Origin of the sequence: Maribacter orientalis, from assembly GCF_900109345.1 — a bacterium.
In the GTDB taxonomy this organism is placed as follows: Bacteria; Bacteroidota; Bacteroidia; order Flavobacteriales; family Flavobacteriaceae; genus Maribacter; species Maribacter orientalis.
The window spans coordinates 645,649-663,541 of the sequence record NZ_FNZN01000001.1; the positions used below are offsets into that span (position 1 = coordinate 645,649).

Below are 17,893 nucleotides of genomic sequence, written 5' to 3' on the forward strand. Positions count from 1 at the left end.
AATGGAGGACTCTTTATTAAAATGCCTGTTTATAGGGCTTGTGAGAGAAAATTCTCTCAATTTATATCACTATATTGCCATTATTCTTTTTCAATAGCTTGAAAAGCACCTAAATCTGGGGCAGGTATTCTTTGTGTTCCTAGGATATCCAGAGGGCTATAATTAGCAGCAGCTAAATCTCCCTTATTGATAATATCTGAGTCTAAACCAATTCTAAAATCATTTTTTGTTGTTAGAAAATAGTCTAATTCGCCTTTCAGTATGATGTCTGAATATAATTCTGGATTTGTAAAATTATATAGATTGTTCATCGGTGAAGACAAATCGTTTTGGGTGTATTTGATAAAACAGTTTAAAAAATTAAAATTGAAACTATTCTGATTATCTGATATTAAGCTTATCTCATTTTGGCGGTTACCATCAATAATACAATTCTTGAAGTCAGCTTTAACAAGGTCAAAACCAATTTCTTGACTGTCATTCTTTATTTCTAATGCAGTAGCATACCTAAATCCTTTATTCCAGTAGTTAGCGATCGTTGAGTGTATAAAAGTATAATTACCTCCATTTTCTATCAATAAGGATGAACTACCTGCATTGCCTAGGACTATATTTGTTGCTTCTAATTTGGTATTTTTTGCCCATAAATTATATCTGGTATTGTTATAAATCTTGCTATTTGCAAGATTTAAAGTAGTTTCAGTGTCATTTGAAAGCCCTTCAACAAATAAACCTATTTCTGCATTTTTAATGGTTAGATGGTTAATGGAATTGTTTGAGCTGCCGTCGCTAATCCATAAACCTCCCCATTGACCAGGGATTTCTGCAAATTCAGGTTCAAGTCGGTCTCCTTCAAAAATAACTTCTCCTTCTAATGCCATATTATCTTCACTTAGTGTACCATTCACTATTAATTTAGCGCCATTTTGAACTAATAAACCTGAATTTTTATGAAAATAAATTCGTGTTCCTGCATCAATTTTCAATTCTTTCGTATCAGGTATAATTGCGTAACCGTATATGACATAAGGTTTACTATTGGTCAAGTTTAGCTCTTCATCCATAAGTTCAAAACCAGATATAGTTATAAGGTTTCCTGCATCATCTGTATATAGATTAATGGCTTCAGTTTCTACTTCCGAATTACCTTTTTGGTAAAGAAAAATAGCATCTTTAGCCAGCGTAACCAACTCTACCGATTGCTGAAATGGTTCCTTATCAAATTGAATAGCATCGGTATAAAGCAATTCTTTCACGGTATCATCACTGATATTTATGGTTGTTTCTATTAAAATATATAAGCTATCCTGGGCATAAATTGGAATGTCATTAAATTCTTTACCAGCAACACCATCAACATTTAATCTATAAAAACTTTCTTGGCCATTCTTAAGCGATATATTGGGAATGATGATATCATCTTTTGTATCATTAAATACCTTGAGGGTATAAGTGCTACTACCTATTGAAGAGAAAACAGTATCTAGATAAACCGTGTCTTTTGAAAAAGACAGATTACCATCGCTAGGTGCGTATTCAAAATTTTTTCTACAAGAAGTACTCCATAAAATACAGAGGAGAATGGAAAAGGCGATTAGTATTCGATTTCGCACGTATACGTTGTTTTAATAAAATCGATTAAAGAAATATTTCTTTGATTTCTTCTGGTATTCGAACAGGTCTAAAGCTTTCGCTATTTAAAAGACACCATTCGGTACTTGAGCGCACTAATAGTTTTTTTGTACTAGCATGATGCATTTCAACAACTCTAACAGATTTTGCCCCAGAGCTTGACTCAATAAAAGTGCTAATCGTAATCGGGTCGTTTAAAACTGCTGCATATTTATATTCTATATGATGACAAAGAACAACCCAAATTACTTCCTCTTGCATTTTTAAAGATGCTTTCGCTTGCCAATGTTCTTTGGATATATCTTGAATCCATTGTACATAACGCACATTATTTACATGGTTTAAATCATCAAGATCGTCAGCAGAAACTATAATTTCTTTTTTAAATTGGTTCATTCTATTTTTTCCGGATTTGCACTTCAAACATTTTATTCCAAAACTTTCCAGTAACAAAGAATGTCTGACGCTCCTTATGGTAGGCAATTCCGTTCAACACGTAATTTAACTTATCCCAATTTGCTGTTTTAGTAATTAAATCACTTAATCCGCTAAAATTAATAACACCTTCAATTGCCCCAGTTTTAATGTCAATTATCATTACACTGGGCTTTTGGTATACATTGGCATATAATTTTCCCTCCACATATTCAAGTTCATTTGCTGAATTAAATACAGAAGAGTTAGTAACGGTTTCTATGTAACCTTCTTCCGTCATCGTATCTGGATTTAAAAACCATATTTTTTCAGTACCATCACTTTTAAATATTTTTTTACCGTCATTAGTTAAGCCCCATCCTTCACGACTTTTGCCATATTGAAAATTATCTAGCTTTTTAAATGTATTTAAGTCGTAGATAAAACCCAATCCGCTTTTCCAAGTAAGCTGGTATATTTTATTGTTGAGAATGGTAATACCTTCGCCAAAATAGCTTTTGTCCAAATCTATCTGTTTGTATACTTCCCCAGTTTTATAGTTTAATTTTCTTAAAAAGGATTGTCCATTTTTCCCGGTACTTTCATATAAGGTATCATTATGAAATTCTAAACCTTGTGTATAAGCTGCGGTATCATGAGGGTATTCATTAATAATCGTGTAGGTATATATTTCTGGAGCTTTCTCTGATAAAACCTTTAAGTTCTTGTTGATTTCAACTGTTTCTCCTTCGAAAGTAATTTTAGCAGTTAAAACTTTATTGCCCAATGTTGGCACGTTAATGAGTAGTTTATTATTATTTAGCGGAATTTCTATACCATCAATGCTATAAATTACACTTTCAATCTCTTTTTGCTTTTTATTATTGATTTTAATACCAACTTCATTATTTTGATTTACCTTTTTTGCATTTTCAGCTAAATTGATTTCAAAGAGGGAAGAAGCTTTTTGGTTTCCGCTACCGCAAGCTATGAAAATGCTGGGAATTAGAACAATACAAATTAATTTAACTATTCTCATTAAGAAAAGGGTATTTAAGTTTATGTAGTGATTATGAACAAGAAGTATTCGTCGTTCTTGACAGGCAATTTAATTCATAAAAATTAGAAAGTAAAAGGATTGGGAAAGATTTAAAAGATTGTATATTTGCATCTGGCAAGTCCTACACGACCAGCTCCTGTAGAATCCCCCAGGGCGGGAACGCAGCAAGGGTATACGGTCGTAGCGGTGCGATGTAGGTAGCTTGCCTTTTTTTGTGCCTTAAATTGAGATTATCCAAATTAAGGTAACATATTCATAACCAGTTCAATGTATAGTTTAGCATCGCTTATTTTTCTATAAAATGAAAACAAAAGTAGTTCTAATTACAGGTGGGTCTTCGGGTATTGGAAAAGCAATAGGCTTACATCTTAAAGAAAAAGGGTATAAAGTTTACGGTACTACGCGTAGTACATTGAAATATCCTTCATTTTTAGATTTCCCACTTTTAGAAATGGATGTTCGTAATATAGAGACTATAAAATCTTGTATTGCAGCTTTACTCGAAAAAGAATCTCGGATAGATGTTCTAGTGAACAATGCAGGTATTGGCATTACGGGGCCTATGGAAGAAACACCACATGAAGAGGTGCTTAAAGCATTCGCAACCAATTTTAATGGACCTTTATGTGTAATAAACGAAGTGCTACCTATTATGCGAAAGCAGAAAGACGGGTTAATAATTAATATAACTTCTATAGCGGGTTATATGGGATTACCTTATAGAGGAATATATTCAGCTTCGAAAGCTGCCCTTGAATTAGTAACAGAGAGTTATAGGATGGAAACCAAATCTTTTGGGATAAAATTCACTACGTTAGCACCAGGTGATTTTGCGACCAATATTGCGTCTCGTAGATATCACACTCCTGTTTATGAGAATTCTCCTTACAAGAAAATGTACAAAAATACGCTAGATGCTATTGATTCTGATGTTGATAGTGGAGGAGATCCTAGAGAAGTGGGTAAAAAAATAGCTAAGATTATTGAAACTAAAAACCCAAAACCTCACTATCAGGTTGGTTCTTTTATTCAAAAATTTTCGTTAACACTAAAAAATATACTGCCAGGTCTTTGGTTCGAGAAGATGTTAGAAAACCACAGTTCTTAATGAATCTACTTTTAAAGAAGAGTTAATTTTATCCTACTAATTATAATAGATATTAGAAAAACCATCTACGATCATAGCATTATCGGTAATTATCGCTTTATTCAAAGGGTATAAGACAAGTTTCTCCGTTAGTTCTTTAAAATTATTGCTTTGATACTGCAGGGAAGTGTCGACCTGAAGGGTTTTTAATATTACTTTCCAATCATTATGATCGGTCTTAATATTAATACCGATTAATTCGTAATCTGGTTTTTTCTCTTTTAATTCAGCTATCCTTTTAAAAATTTCTTGATATTGCTTTTTGTTAGATCCCGACCAAAAGTAGAACATCACTTTTTTGCCTATTGCAATTTCGTTTAATGTTTTGTTTTCATTATCAAATGATACTACAGTTAAGTTCGGTAACATTTTAGAAGGTTGAAGATTTAGAATGCCTTGATAAAGGTTCTCAATTTCTTCAATATGCATATTATTTTTAGATACATTCTTAAATTCTTTTAAGAAAATTTCTGTGTTTTCTGATGCGTCTTTTCTTTTAAGTAGATAATCGAAGGCAACATTTCTAAATAAATTATCCCTCAACTCTTTGTCGACAACCAAACTATCAATTAAATGTAATTTGTGCTTATTAAAATGTAGTTGCTTGCCTGCACCTGAATTTCCATCTATACATTCATTCATACAAGACATGTATGATAGATTCCCAAAATGGGCCTTCATAAAATCATAATAGGGTCTTAGATATGTTAAATTTTGATTGTCAAAATCAAGATTTTTTCTGTAAGAATAAAAATCTTTAGGTAAATCGTGTAAATTTTCTTCGGTAGTTTTTCTCTTATGCTGAAAAGGATATATCTCCTTGTATCGGTTATAGGTATAGTCAATACTTCCTTTAAGTAATTCATAACCACCATCAGACATTGTGGTTTCTACCTTTAATTCATTAAGCCGATTAAGCTTGTCATCTCTAAGAGATTTTATTTTATCTAAAAAATCATTGGGCTCTAATTCATAATTTTCAGCATACATAGCTAAATCTTCTTCTTCGGCTGCAAGAAATAATTCTAATAGAAAATTATTGATTTCCTCATTACTTCCAGAAAAAACTAATGATTCATCGAAATAACTGGTATTAAGTCTTACCATTAAGCTATCACCCTTTTCTAAATAAACATATTGGTATTCGGGAGATAAATTAAAGTGGTAAAGTCCATTTTCTAAATAATGTAAATTGAATTTGAAACGATTATTTTCATCTATTTGTGCAGAATCAATTTTTTGTCTGCCTTTCATTAAGATGACTTGAGTGCTCGTAGGGTTAACAATTTCACCAGCAAAGAGCACCGTATCGGAATCTTTTTTAGCTGTCGAACAACCTAATAAAAGTATTATGAATGTTGAGAGTAGAATTCTTGTCATATAATATGATGCACTGATACCTTTCAAAAATAGCAAACCTACTCTCCAGTTGTTGTTAATAGCTAGTTAAATGTTATTTAGAACAGTCTTAAAAATCATTGTGTGAAATTGATGGTAAACAAGGTAGTAGGAGCTTATAAATTCAGTATTTTTGCACGGATTTTTAAAATTTTGTTACTATGTTATCTGTATCTAATTTATCTGTTCAATTTGGAAAAAGAGTTTTATTCGATGAAGTGAATGTTGCTTTCACGCAAGGCAATTGTTATGGTATTATTGGTGCCAATGGTGCTGGTAAATCTACATTCTTGAAAATACTTGCTGGTCAAATAGACCCAACTTCTGGTCATGTTCATTTAGAACCTGGTAAAAGAATGTCCATATTGGAGCAGAATCATAATTCGGCAGATTCCTTTACTGTGCTAGAAACAGTAGTTATGGGGAACAAGCCTCTTTATGAAATTAAAAAGGAAATAGACGCCCTTTATGCAGATTATGATGACAAAAATGCTGATAGAATAGGGGAGTTGCAGGTAAAATTCGAAGAAATGAATGGTTGGAATGCAGATAGTAGTGCTGCAGCCTTGCTTTCTAATCTTGGTATTAATGCGGACTTGCATTTTACACTTATGTCTGAAGTTGATTCTAAATTAAAGGTACGTGTGCTACTAGCTCAAGCGTTATTCGGTAATCCTGATGTTTTGATTATGGATGAGCCTACCAACGATTTGGATTACGAAACAATTAGTTGGTTAGAGAACTTTTTAGCAGATTACGAGAATACTGTAATTGTTGTAAGTCATGACCGTCACTTTTTAGATACCGTTTGTACTGATATAGGCGATATTGATTTTGGTAAGTTGAACCTGTATTCAGGTAACTATACATTTTGGTATGAAAGTAGCCAGTTAGCTGCCCGTCAACGTGCCCAACAGAATAAAAAGTCAGAAGAAAAAGCTAAGGAGCTACAAGAATTTATTGCACGTTTTAGCGCTAACGTTGCAAAAAGTAAGCAAGCGACATCTCGTAAAAAAATGCTTTCTAAATTAAAAGTTGATGATATTAAACCATCTAGCCGTAGGTATCCTGCAATAATTTTTGATAGGGACCGTGAAGCAGGTGATCAAATATTAAATGTAGAAGGACTATCAGCTTCAACTGATGATGGCGAGGTTCTTTTTGATAATGTTAATATCAATTTAGCTAAAGGAGATAAAATCGCTATGATTTCTAGAGATTCTAGGGCGACTTCGGCTTTCTATGAAATTATCAACGGAAATAGAAAGGCTGATAAGGGTACTTTTCAATGGGGTGTAACCACAACACAATCTTATTTGCCTGCAGATAACGCTGATTTCTTTACAGATAATATCAACTTGGTAGACTGGTTGCGTCAATATGCGAAAACAGAAGAAGAGCGTGAAGAGGTTTACATAAGAGGATTTTTAGGTAAAATGCTATTTAGTGGCGAAGAGGCACTTAAAAAGTGTACCGTACTTTCAGGAGGTGAAAAAGTTCGCTGTATGTTAAGTAGAATGATGTTAATACGTGCTAACGTATTAATGTTAGATGAACCAACAAACCATTTAGACTTAGAAAGTATTACCGCATTTAATAATTCTCTTAAGAATTTTAAGGGAACAGTAATGCTAACAACACATGATCATGAGTTTGCACAAACAGTGGCAAATAGAATCATAGAATTAACTCCTAAAGGCAACATTGACAGGTATTCAACGTTTGATGAGTATATGTCTGACAAGGCATTAAAAGACCAGCGTAATAAGATGTACGCTGAAAAAGCATAGAATAGATTAACCCAAATCGATGTTTTATGAAAACCTACAATATTGCGGCCTTTTTTATTATGGCCCTAAGTTTCGTGGCATGCGAAAAATCTACAGAAGAAAGCTCTGAAGAAATTGCGATTGAAGTACCTACAAATTATACCGTATTTTTAAGTAGTAGCAATAAATTGAACGCTGTAGTTCTTGGTACTTCGGATGATGAATTAGTTATCAAAAATTCAGTTGCATCTTTCATCGATATACCTTCCAATTATTTGAAATTTCGAAATTCAAACGAAATTAGTTTTTATTTTAAAAACAATTGTGAGGCTAGCATACAGTTATATAATGCTATGAGTAATACCGCTATTTCAAAAGAAATTTTTAAAGATTTAGACCCTTGCTCCATAGAAGTTACTGCAATTACACACACAGCCGAGTTAGTCTTTATAGCATACGAAAGAGAGCTTGAGGGAAAAGATAAACAAAACGTGGTGAGGATAATTTCTTTAAGTGCCAACACAGATAATTATATAGAGATCACATTAGATAAAAAACCAGTGGACTTAATCACCTCTTCAAACAGATTATTTGTTTTAACCTTAAATGAATATGTTACAGATGAGTATCATCTTTCGGTGTTCGATATAATTACGAATCAACAAATTATTGAGTTAGATTTAGGATATAACGCTATGAAGCTTTTTAAGAACAGTTCTGAACAAGTAATAATTAGCTACCAAGAATTGCATACTACTTTAGATCCAATTTCTTTAGAAAAAACCTATACTACTTATGGTGACAATACTGAGCCTGATTTTACAACCACTAACGATGTATTTCTAGATTCTAGTGGTAAAATGTATTATCAAAAGTCTATGCCAAACTCTGATATAAATATGGTACCGGCTATTTATAATTTTGAAACAAATAATACGATTGTTTATTTATTTGAAAATTTTATAACCGAATCTGATATGAGTGTTAAATATAAAATTGCTACTGCAACCTCTATTGGTTACGATGAGCAGAATAATTATATGCTCATTGGTTATCAAAAAAAAGGCGAAGTGGACAAAGGAGGAATCCTAAGAATAACACCTGACCCAGATTTCAATATTATAGACAATATTGATTTAGATGGGATTCCACAGACTATTTTTGTGAATTGAAAGAATTTAGTTGTTTAACTATTGAAATACTTACTGTTCCAAATAGCAGGATTGAAATTCTTACCTAGCGCAAAGCCATAAAATATTACTACCGAAGCAATACACTTGAACATAAAGAAATTTATAATCCAGAACTCTGTTGTAGAATTTGATTTAGAGAAGAGTCCATCGGGAATTAAAAGTGTAACCAAAAAACTAAGTAATAAGATTAAGGCACATAAGTTTACCATACCTTTAAATGGCCACATGAGCATTTTTCTTAGTGGATGCAGGTCATTTCCCCATTGATGGATTAGGTAGTGATATCCATTACCAATTGGTGCAAAAAGTAATGGGTCATCTTTATCCTCTAATTTAAAAAGTTTAGAAGGTGCAATTATTTTAAAACCTTTCATTTTTAAATCGTGTTCTTTTTCTAAGGTTTTAATTTTTGATAATGCCTCGGCTGGTATATCTCCTTTAAAATATTTAGAGTCTAAAAAACGTAAGCGATAATCGATACAAATTTTCTTAATGTCGTCTAAATGATATATTCTAGAACTCTCTAATAAATCAATATTAAAGTTATTGCTTGGTGTACCGTTACTTGTGGTAATATTTTCTGAAATTCGTTCAAGTTCTTTATCTAAGTTTGATAATATGGTATATACCTCTTTAAGTCTATCTTTTTCTGAAATAGCGCTAGATAATTTCGCCTTAGATAGTTTTTTTTCAATATTAGTTTTAGGTAGCAACATGTTTCCTTTTTTAGCAATACTCTCAAAGTTAACTATTTATAAAATTTGATTAAATCTTGTTTAACTTAATTAAAAGTTAATAAAATGTTAAAATTGCTTTATTAACTAATCTGGTATAGCTGTATATTGCTTCAAATTGTATCTTGACGATGAAATCGAACCGTTTAACGACATTTTAGAATTTTTCCGCTTTAGAATTAACTATATGAAAAAATGGACAACCCTCGTGTCCTTGTGTATCCTTTTATTAGGGTTTTTATCTTATGCACAGGATAATAAAGTAACCCAGATAAAAAATACTGTTTCACAATTTTCTACATCAGAAAAATCAATAATAGAAAGAACAGCATCTTTTGAAAGTCATTCAATTTTAATGAGTGTTTTGAAAGCAACCAACTTAGATAAGGTGTTGGCTTATAATGGTGAATTTACAGTATTTGCACCTTCCAATCTTGCATTTGAGAAACTTTCACAAGTAACTATAGACAAGCTATATGATCCAATGAATAAGAAAGCTTTAAGGTCTATGCTTTCATACCATATTATAGCTGGTAAATTATCTGCCTCGAACATTTTGAAGGCAATGTGTCGAGGTAATGGTATTGCTAAATTTACTACCATTCAAGGGGAGAAGATAACAGCTACCATGAACGGTATAGATATCGTATTAACCGATAAATCTGGAAATCATGCGGTTATTGTTACGGCAGATTCGAACCAATCTAACGGTGTAATCCATGAAATTGATACTGTTTTTATGCCTGTTACAATGTTTTAATTATCGCAGTTTAGCGCCTAGATGAGTTTCGTACGTCGTTTGTAATTTAGACATTATCTTTTCTATTTGCTTTTCGGTCAACGTGCTATTATCATCTTGTAAGGTGAAACTAACAGCATATGATTTTTTGCCTTCAGGCAAATTTTTACCTTCATATACATCAAAAAGAGTCATATCCTTTAAAAACTTACGTTCCGCGCTATAGGCTAATTCGTAGAGTTCTCGATAAGTAGATTTTTCGTCTAACAATAATGCAAAATCCCTTTTTACTTCAGGGTATTTCGGAATTTCCTTGAAAAGGATTGGAGCGTTCTTTAGTTGTTTCAAAATTACATCCCAATTGAAATCAGCATATAAAATATCTTGTTTTATATCGAATTTTTTCAGGATTGATTTTTTAATCAATCCGAATGAAACCAAGTTGTTTTTTTGATATGTAAAGCTCAAACCTTCTGAAAATAGAGTAGAAGAAGAAGGTTCGCTTTTTATGTTTTCTAGACCTAATCGAATTAAAATAGTTTTCACTATTGATTTTAATTCGAAGAAATTAGTCGCTACCGCTTTATTCGTCCAGCTATCTTGAATAGAATCACCTGATAATAAAATACTTAAGTATTTTGGTTCAATTCTTTTACCATCTTTTACATGATATGTTTTTCCGAATTCAAATAATTTAAGATTCGCTCTTTTTCTATTTATATTATAACTGGCTGATTCTAAAGCAGAAAACAATGAAGCTCTACGTAATACAGATAAATCTCCACTTAAGGGATTTATGATTTCAATTGATTTATTCTCGTCTTCTTCAGACCCTAAAAGTTTATCATAATCAGGATTCGTAAGGCTATTGGTTAAAATTTCATAATAACCTTTCGCTGCCAAAACATTACCAATAGTTGATTGAATTTTATGGTCTTCAGTAGCTGCAGTTGTAGATACAGAAGCATTTAATTTTTCACTAAAGGCTATATTGTTATACCCATAAACTCGCAAAATTTCTTCTATAACATCAACTTGTCTTTGCACATCAACACGATAAGAAGGCACTTCAAGACCCATACCTGCTTCTGTTACATTTTTAACTTTAATATCAAGTGACGCCAATATCGATTTAATAGTATCTTGAGGAATCTCTTGACCTATTAGCTTATTTATCTTCTCAAAACCTAGAAACACTTCAAAATTTGAGGTTTTATTTGGATAAAGGTCAATAACATCTGAAGTAATTTCACCACCAGCAATCTCTTTAATCAATAAAGCAGCACGTTTTAGGCTATACTCAACATTTTCAATATCGATGCCACGTTCAAACCTAAAAGAGGCATCGGTATTTAAGGCATGTCTTTTAGCTGATTTCCTTATAGAAACTGGATTGAAATAAGCACTTTCTAAAAATATAGAAGTTGTCTCCTCTGTCACTCCTGAGCCAAGTCCGCCAAATATTCCTGCTAAACACATGGGTTTTTCGGCATCACAAATCATTAAATCATCTTCATGTAATGTTCTTTCAACACCATCTAGAGTTACAAATTTGGTTCCTTTTGGTAAGGTTTGAACAATAATTTTATTTCCTTTTATTTTAGCTGCATCGAAGGCATGCAAAGGTTGGCCTAATTCGTGTAACACATAATTAGTGGCATCAACAACATTGTTCTTTGGAGTTATACCAATTGCTTTTAGTCTATTCTTAAGCCAAGTAGGAGAGGGTTGTACTATTAAATTACTTAGCGTAACACCACAATAACGGGGTGCCAACGCAGTATTTTTAACGTCTACATCTATTTTCAACGAACGGTCATTGATATTAAAATGACTTGTTGAGGGTGTTATCAACTCCTTTGAAATTTCTTTTTGTTTTAGCCCGGCTTTTAAATCTCTTGCCACACCAAAATGACTCATGGCATCTGCTCGGTTAGGGGTAAGTCCTATTTCAAAAACTTCATCCTCTTCAATATCAAAAATCTCTGCACAAGGCGTACCAGCAACTAAATCGTTGTCTAAAACCATAATGCCATCATGGCTTGTTCCTAGACCAATTTCATCTTCGGCGCAAATCATACCATGGCTTTCTTCACCTCGAATTTTACCTTTTTTAATCTTCCAGGCTTCGCCTTCTGCCGTATAAAGTGTGGTACCTATTGTGGCGACAGGAACTTTTTGACCTGCAGCAACGTTTTTAGCTCCACAAACAATTTGAAGTGGAGTACCAGAACCTATATCTACTGTGGTAACATTCAATTTATCGGCATTGGTATGTTTTTCACAACTTAAAACATGACCAACAACAATACCTTTCAATCCGCCTTTTACAGATTCAAATTTTTCAACACCTTCTACTTCTAATCCTAAATCAGTTAATAGTTCACCTGTTTTTTGGGAATCCCAATCTATTTGTATGAACTGTTTTAACCAGTTATATGATATTTTCATTCAAATCTTTTATAGGGCGCAAAGATAAAACAATGCCCGTATACATTCAATAAGCTACGAAGTCTTTATTTAAATTTTTAATTGTAGTATTTAAATCGTTTATTGAAAGTTAAATTCTGAATGAATATGAGATTAGGTATTACAGTGCTTATGATTTTTATGCTTTTTGTTTCCTGTAAAGAAAAAAATAAAAAACATAATTTAAATGAAGGTGTTTGGCGCGTTGAACTCGATGTGATGGATCATCAAGTTTTACCCTTTAAACTTCGGGTTAATAAAGAGAAAAATGGTTTATATACCATGCAAATAATAAATGCAGAAGAAGTTATAGAGGTTGATGAAATAGTCATTAATGGAGATTCTATTGTCATACAAACACCAGTATTTGAAGGGTATTTAGCAGGTACGTTTACTGATAAAGAAATAAAAGGGCAGTTCATAAAGGAAAGCTTGGATAGAATTGTTCCTTTTAAAGCAATATTTGGAATTGAAGATAGATTTGATTCTGAAAATAAAAATACCGACAAAGATGTATCAGGTATATGGGAGACCTATTTTAGTCCTGATTCTGATGAAGAATATATAGGTAAAGGAATTTTTCTTCAAGAGGATAACCGGGTAACGGGAACATTTAGAACAACTACAGGTGACTACCGCTATTTAGAGGGTCTTATGGATGGTGATTCATTAAAATTATCTGCATTCGATGGTGCCCATGCTTTTTTATTCACAGCAAAAGTTACAGATTCTAGCATGACAGGAATTTTTTATTCGGGCAATCATTTTAAAGAACCATTTGTATCGACCAGAAATGATGGTTATGAATTACCCGATCCCGATTCATTAACTTTTATAAATGAGGGTTACGATAAGCTAGCCTTTACATTCCCAGATTTTAATGGAAAAATGATTTCGCTTAATGATGAAGAATATTATGAAAAAGTAGTCATTGTGCAGTTAATGGGTACTTGGTGTCCTAATTGTTTAGATGAAAGTAAATTTTTAGTGAACTATCTGAATAAAAATGAAAACCTAAAAGTCATTGGTTTGGCATTCGAATCTGCAAAAACAGAGGAAAAGGCATTTAAAGGTATTGAGCGTTTAAAGGACAGGATAGGACTTTCATATCCAATCTTATTAGCCCAATTTGGTTCAGTAGATAAAGTTGAAGCACAGCAAAAACTACCGATGTTGAACCATGTTTTATCATTTCCTACCACAATATTTATTGATAAAAAAGGCGCGGTGAGAAAAATTCATACCGGATTTAATGGACCGGCAACAGGAGATAAATTTATTGAGTTTAGAAAAGATTTTAACCAAATAGTTACTGAACTATTAAATGAAAAATAGAAATTTTAAATAATTGTTGACTTTCCTAATCCAATATTTTCATCATTCATAGTAAAGGCACCATCTAATTCCATAATGTTATCTGCGATAAAATCACCAACATAATTAGTTCCATACTTAGAACTTCCTAAAATATCTGGAGTAACAATTTTTTTGGAGAATGATTTTAAGACTGCGGCTACAACTGCATCAGATTCTTCATTCATTTTAAAATGTTGCAATAGCATTGCCATACTTAATATTGAAGCAACAGGGTTTGCAATGTTTTTCCCTTTTGCATCTGGATAAGAACCATGTATAGGTTCAAACATTGCATGTTCTAATCCTACCGAAGCAGATGGGAGTAATCCAATAGATCCTGCGATTACACTGCCTTGATCAGACAGAATATCACCGAACATATTGTCTGTTAAAATAACATCGAATTGCGAAGGATTTAAAATCATTTGTACGGCTGCATTATCTATGAAAAGACAATCTAATTCAACATCTGGATAACTCTCAGAAATAGAACGTACAACACGTCTCCATAGGCGTGATGTTTCAAGAACATTCGCCTTATCGACCAGAGTAACCTTCTTCTTTCTAGAACGGGCCGATTTAAAAGCCAAGTGAGTAATTCTACTTATTTCTGCTTCCGTATAAGTACATGTATCTGTAGCGGAGCTTTGGTCTTCACTAATAGATTTATCACCATAATAAATACCACCTGACAATTCTCTAAAAATCACCAAATCTGTGTTTTGAACATTAGCTTTGGGTAAAGGAGATTGCTTTACTAATGATGGAAATACTTTTACGGGTCTAATATTTGCAAACAGGCCTAGCTCTTTCCGTAATCTTAATAATCCTTGTTCAGGCCAAACCTTAGCTTTTGGGTTGTCATCAAATTCTGGTAGTCCTAAAGCACCAAATAGTGTTGCGTCCGTTTTTTTGCAAAGATCTAATGTTTCTTTAGGAAGAGGATTTCCAGTTTTTTTTATAGCTGAAGCACCAATTAAGCCTTTTTTAAAGGTAAAGCTATGACCAAAGGTTTCCTCTACAGAGCGTAGGCACTTAATTGATTGTGCAACGACTTCTGGTCCGATTCCGTCTCCTTCTAATATAGCAATGTTTAAATGCATAATTTAATTAGCTAATACTTTGTATATCGATGTGCGATGCTTCAATAATTTGATGAATATCATCGTCCTTCACTTCTTTTCTAGAATCTGCATACTTTAAAAACTCTTCATAAACCAAATCTAATTGTGTTTTGGTAAGCTCATAACCAACAATTTTTGCTCGGTATGCTAATGCAGCTCTTCCGCTACGTGCTGTAAGGACAATCGATGATTCGGTAACACCAACATCAGCTGGGTCTATAATTTCATAGGTTTCTCTATTTTTTATAACACCATCTTGATGTATGCCAGAACTATGTGCGAATGCATTTGCACCAACAATAGCTTTGTTAGGCTGTACCATCATACCCATTTTACGAGAAACCATTTGACTCGTATCATAAAGTAGTTTGCTATTAATGGTAGTATCTAAGTTTAAGTCTGGGTGTTGGCGCAAAATCATGACCACTTCTTCTAAAGAAGTATTTCCTGCACGTTCACCGATACCGTTTATAGTACATTCTATTTGTCTGGCACCATTTAAAACACCTGCAATAGAATTTGCGGTTGCTAATCCTAAATCATTGTGACAATGACAAGAAAGTATTGCTTTATCAATTCCTTTTACATTTTCACGTAAATACTTCATTTTAGCTCCATACTCATCTGGTAGGCAGTATCCTGTAGTATCTGGAATATTTAAGACCGTTGCACCTGCTTTAATGACAGCTTCGCATACACGGGCCAAAAATTCATTATCTGTACGGCCGGCATCCTCAGCGTAAAATTCAACATCTTCTACAAATGTTTTAGCATAACTCACTGCAGCAACTGCTCGTTCAATTATTGCATCTCTGTTAGAATTGAATTTATACTTTATATGAGAGTCTGAAGTGCCAATACCTGTATGTATTCTAGGCATTTTAGCATATTTCAATGCTTCAGCAGCAACTTCTATATCTTTTCTCACTGCACGGGTTAATCCACAAACTGTAGCATTTTTAACGAGTTTAGCAATGGCTTCGACAGATTTGAAGTCACCAGGACTAGAAACAGGAAAGCCAGCCTCAATGATATTTACACCCAGCAGATCTAGACGTTCAGCAATTACTAATTTTTGTTCCATGTCTAATTTACAGCCAGGAACTTGCTCTCCATCTCTTAAGGTCGTATCAAATATTTGTACTATATCACTCATTATATTTGCGTAGTTTTACTCGTCGAACGAATATATTACCTAATTAACACTATTCATAAATTTCGTTATGTCATTTACAACGTTAATACACTTTTTTAGGTATATAAAACACTGATTTGCAATTATTTAAACTCTTTTTTTTACGATGACAAATGCGCATAAAGATTCTTTATTCGTTTTGGTTAAATCACTATCAAAATCTGAGAAGCGTCAATTTAAACTATACGTTGGCAGATTAGGGGTGAATACCGATGCCAAGTTTTTGGCCCTTTTCAATTTATTGGATAAAATTAAGCATTATGATGAGAAAATAATACTAGAAAGTGGGATAGTTAAGAAAGCTCAACTTTCTAACTTAAAAGCACACCTTTATAAGCAGATTTTAGTGAGCTTACGCTTGAATCCGGTAAACCAAAATATTCGTGTTCAAATTAGGGAACAACTTGATTTTGCGACAATTCTTTATCAGAAAGGATTATACAAGCAAAGTTTGAAAATTCTTGATAAGGTAAAAACCACGGCTATTGAAAATGAAGAAAAGAATATTGCTTATGAGATTGTTGAGCTAGAAAAAGTAATTGAAACTCAGTTCATAACAAGGAGTATTCCTGATCGGGCAAATGAACTTGCCGTACAAGCGAAAGAACTTTCTGGTCATAATGTTATGACAAGTAAGCTTTCTAATCTTTCTTTACAGTTATACGGAATGATGTTGAAGGTTGGTTATGTGCGTAGCGATGAAGATTATCAAAAAGTAAAAACCTACTTTAACGACCATTTGCCACTCTACAATATAGAAGATTTAGGCTTCCGTGAGAAACTATGGTTATATAAAGCATATTTGTGGTACAGTTTTTTAACCCAAGATTTTCTGTCTTGTTATAAGTACGCTAGTAAATGGGTAGACCTATTTTATGAACATAAGGATATGATATACCTTAATCCTGTGTTTTTTTTAAAGGGAAATCATTACTTATTAGAATCTTTATTCTATGTACAATATAGTTCTCAATTTAAAGAAGTTTTAGAGCGATTAGAAAATACGATTAAAGAGAAGGAATTTCCTGATAATGACAATATCAATTCATTAGTCTTTATGTATATCAATGCAAATAAACTGAATTTGCATTTTCTAGAAGGGACTTTTGAAAAGGGATTGTATTTGGTCAAGATTATCGAATACGGTATAAACAAGCATCGAGATAGAATTGATGTTCATCATGTAATGGTGCTATATTATAAGATTGCCTGTTTGTATTTTGGTGTTGGTGATAACAAAACCTGTATACAATATTTAAAGAAAATTATTGAGAATAAAAACTTGAAAATGCGTGAAGACCTAATGTGTTTTGCGCGAGTTTTAAGCCTTGTAGCCCATTATGAGGCAGGTATGGATTATCATTTGGAAGTTCAATTGAAAAGCACGTATAAATTTCTTTTGAAAATGAACGATATGCATGCCGTTCAAAAAGAAATGATTAAGTTTTTAAGAGGTCTTGGTGGAATTTATCCGAATCAATTAAAGGCAGAATTTCAAAAGTTATATATTGAATTGAAAAAATATGAAGATCATCCTTATGAGAAAAGAGCATTTTTGTATTTAGATATTATTTCTTGGTTAGAAAGTCATTTGCAAAACAAACCAGTTTCTCAGATTATGAGGGAAAAAGCTTTAGCAAAATCGCGCTAAGGAAAGTTCATT

Annotated in this window: 14 protein-coding genes and 1 other RNA gene; 7 read left to right on the forward strand and 8 right to left on the reverse strand. The window is 32.8% G+C overall.

All coding sequences use genetic code 11. The features are described 5' to 3' along the window. Positions 1 to 80: 80 nt before the first annotated feature. The 3 genes from BMY56_RS02835 to BMY56_RS02845 are packed head-to-tail and all read right to left on the reverse strand — an operon-like array spanning position 81 to position 3,085. Positions 81 to 1,613, reverse strand: coding sequence for a hypothetical protein (locus BMY56_RS02835; protein ID WP_091619562.1), 1,533 nt, complete (start codon positions 1,611 to 1,613; stop codon positions 81 to 83). A gap of 25 nt (positions 1,614 to 1,638) precedes the next feature. Next, positions 1,639 to 2,028, reverse strand: a complete 390-nt coding sequence (locus tag BMY56_RS02840; RefSeq protein WP_091619564.1) for an acyl-CoA thioesterase — start codon at positions 2,026 to 2,028, stop codon at positions 1,639 to 1,641. 1 nt (position 2,029) lies between these two features. Continuing rightward, positions 2,030 to 3,085 (reverse strand): glutaminyl-peptide cyclotransferase, encoded by a 1,056-nt coding sequence (locus tag BMY56_RS02845; protein WP_091619567.1) that lies wholly within the window; start codon positions 3,083 to 3,085, stop codon positions 2,030 to 2,032. A 133-nt stretch (positions 3,086 to 3,218) separates the two neighbouring features. On the opposite strand from BMY56_RS02845, the gene ffs reads away from it, so the two are divergent. Both ffs and BMY56_RS02855 read left to right on the forward strand, forming a co-directional pair. Beyond that, an RNA gene (gene ffs, locus BMY56_RS02850) (signal recognition particle sRNA small type) lies at positions 3,219 to 3,317 on the forward strand. A gap of 90 nt (positions 3,318 to 3,407) precedes the next feature. After that, a complete protein-coding gene (locus tag BMY56_RS02855) occupies positions 3,408 to 4,214 on the forward strand; it encodes an SDR family oxidoreductase (RefSeq protein WP_091619570.1) in 807 nt (268 codons plus the stop codon). Positions 4,215 to 4,250: 36 nt separating this feature from the next. On the opposite strand, the gene BMY56_RS02860 is transcribed toward BMY56_RS02855, so the two are convergent. Next, positions 4,251 to 5,633 (reverse strand): transaldolase, encoded by a 1,383-nt coding sequence (locus tag BMY56_RS02860; RefSeq protein ID WP_091619572.1) that lies wholly within the window; start codon positions 5,631 to 5,633, stop codon positions 4,251 to 4,253. A gap of 179 nt (positions 5,634 to 5,812) precedes the next feature. Between BMY56_RS02860 and BMY56_RS02865 the strand changes: the two genes are divergently transcribed. Both BMY56_RS02865 and BMY56_RS02870 read left to right on the forward strand, forming a co-directional pair. Then, on the forward strand, positions 5,813 to 7,441 hold the full coding sequence (locus tag BMY56_RS02865) for an ABC-F family ATP-binding cassette domain-containing protein (protein WP_091619575.1): 1,629 nt from the start codon (positions 5,813 to 5,815) through the stop codon (positions 7,439 to 7,441). A 26-nt stretch (positions 7,442 to 7,467) separates the two neighbouring features. Continuing rightward, entirely contained in the window at positions 7,468 to 8,592 is a 1,125-nt protein-coding gene (locus BMY56_RS02870) for a hypothetical protein (RefSeq protein WP_091619578.1), read from the forward strand. A gap of 14 nt (positions 8,593 to 8,606) precedes the next feature. Here the strand turns inward: BMY56_RS02870 and BMY56_RS02875 are convergent, their stop codons facing one another. Further along, complete coding sequence (locus BMY56_RS02875) at positions 8,607 to 9,329, reverse strand: hypothetical protein (RefSeq protein WP_091619581.1); 723 nt, start codon at positions 9,327 to 9,329, stop codon at positions 8,607 to 8,609. A 205-nt stretch (positions 9,330 to 9,534) separates the two neighbouring features. On the opposite strand from BMY56_RS02875, the gene BMY56_RS02880 reads away from it, so the two are divergent. Beyond that, positions 9,535 to 10,107, forward strand: coding sequence for a fasciclin domain-containing protein (locus BMY56_RS02880; RefSeq protein ID WP_091619583.1), 573 nt, complete (start codon positions 9,535 to 9,537; stop codon positions 10,105 to 10,107). On the opposite strand, the gene pheT is transcribed toward BMY56_RS02880, so the two are convergent. Further along, entirely contained in the window at positions 10,108 to 12,537 is a 2,430-nt protein-coding gene (gene pheT, locus BMY56_RS02885) for a phenylalanine--tRNA ligase subunit beta (protein ID WP_091619587.1), read from the reverse strand. Between the two features lie 120 nt (positions 12,538 to 12,657). On the opposite strand from pheT, the gene BMY56_RS02890 reads away from it, so the two are divergent. After that, a complete protein-coding gene (locus BMY56_RS02890; protein ID WP_394332491.1) occupies positions 12,658 to 13,890 on the forward strand; it encodes a peroxiredoxin family protein in 1,233 nt (410 codons plus the stop codon). Positions 13,891 to 13,895: 5 nt separating this feature from the next. Here BMY56_RS02890 and leuB read toward each other — a convergent pair whose 3' ends face one another. Together leuB and BMY56_RS02900 are read right to left on the reverse strand one after the other, a co-directional pair. Further along, positions 13,896 to 15,014, reverse strand: a complete 1,119-nt coding sequence (leuB, locus tag BMY56_RS02895) for a 3-isopropylmalate dehydrogenase (RefSeq protein WP_091619594.1) — start codon at positions 15,012 to 15,014, stop codon at positions 13,896 to 13,898. Positions 15,015 to 15,021: 7 nt separating this feature from the next. Beyond that, complete coding sequence (locus tag BMY56_RS02900; RefSeq protein WP_394332492.1) at positions 15,022 to 16,191, reverse strand: 2-isopropylmalate synthase; 1,170 nt, start codon at positions 16,189 to 16,191, stop codon at positions 15,022 to 15,024. 145 nt (positions 16,192 to 16,336) lie between these two features. Here BMY56_RS02900 and BMY56_RS02905 point away from each other — a divergent pair, with 145 nt between their 5' ends. After that, positions 16,337 to 17,881: a hypothetical protein gene (locus BMY56_RS02905; protein WP_091619600.1), complete on the forward strand. Its 1,545-nt coding sequence runs from the start codon at positions 16,337 to 16,339 to the stop codon at positions 17,879 to 17,881. Positions 17,882 to 17,893 lie beyond the last annotated feature (12 nt).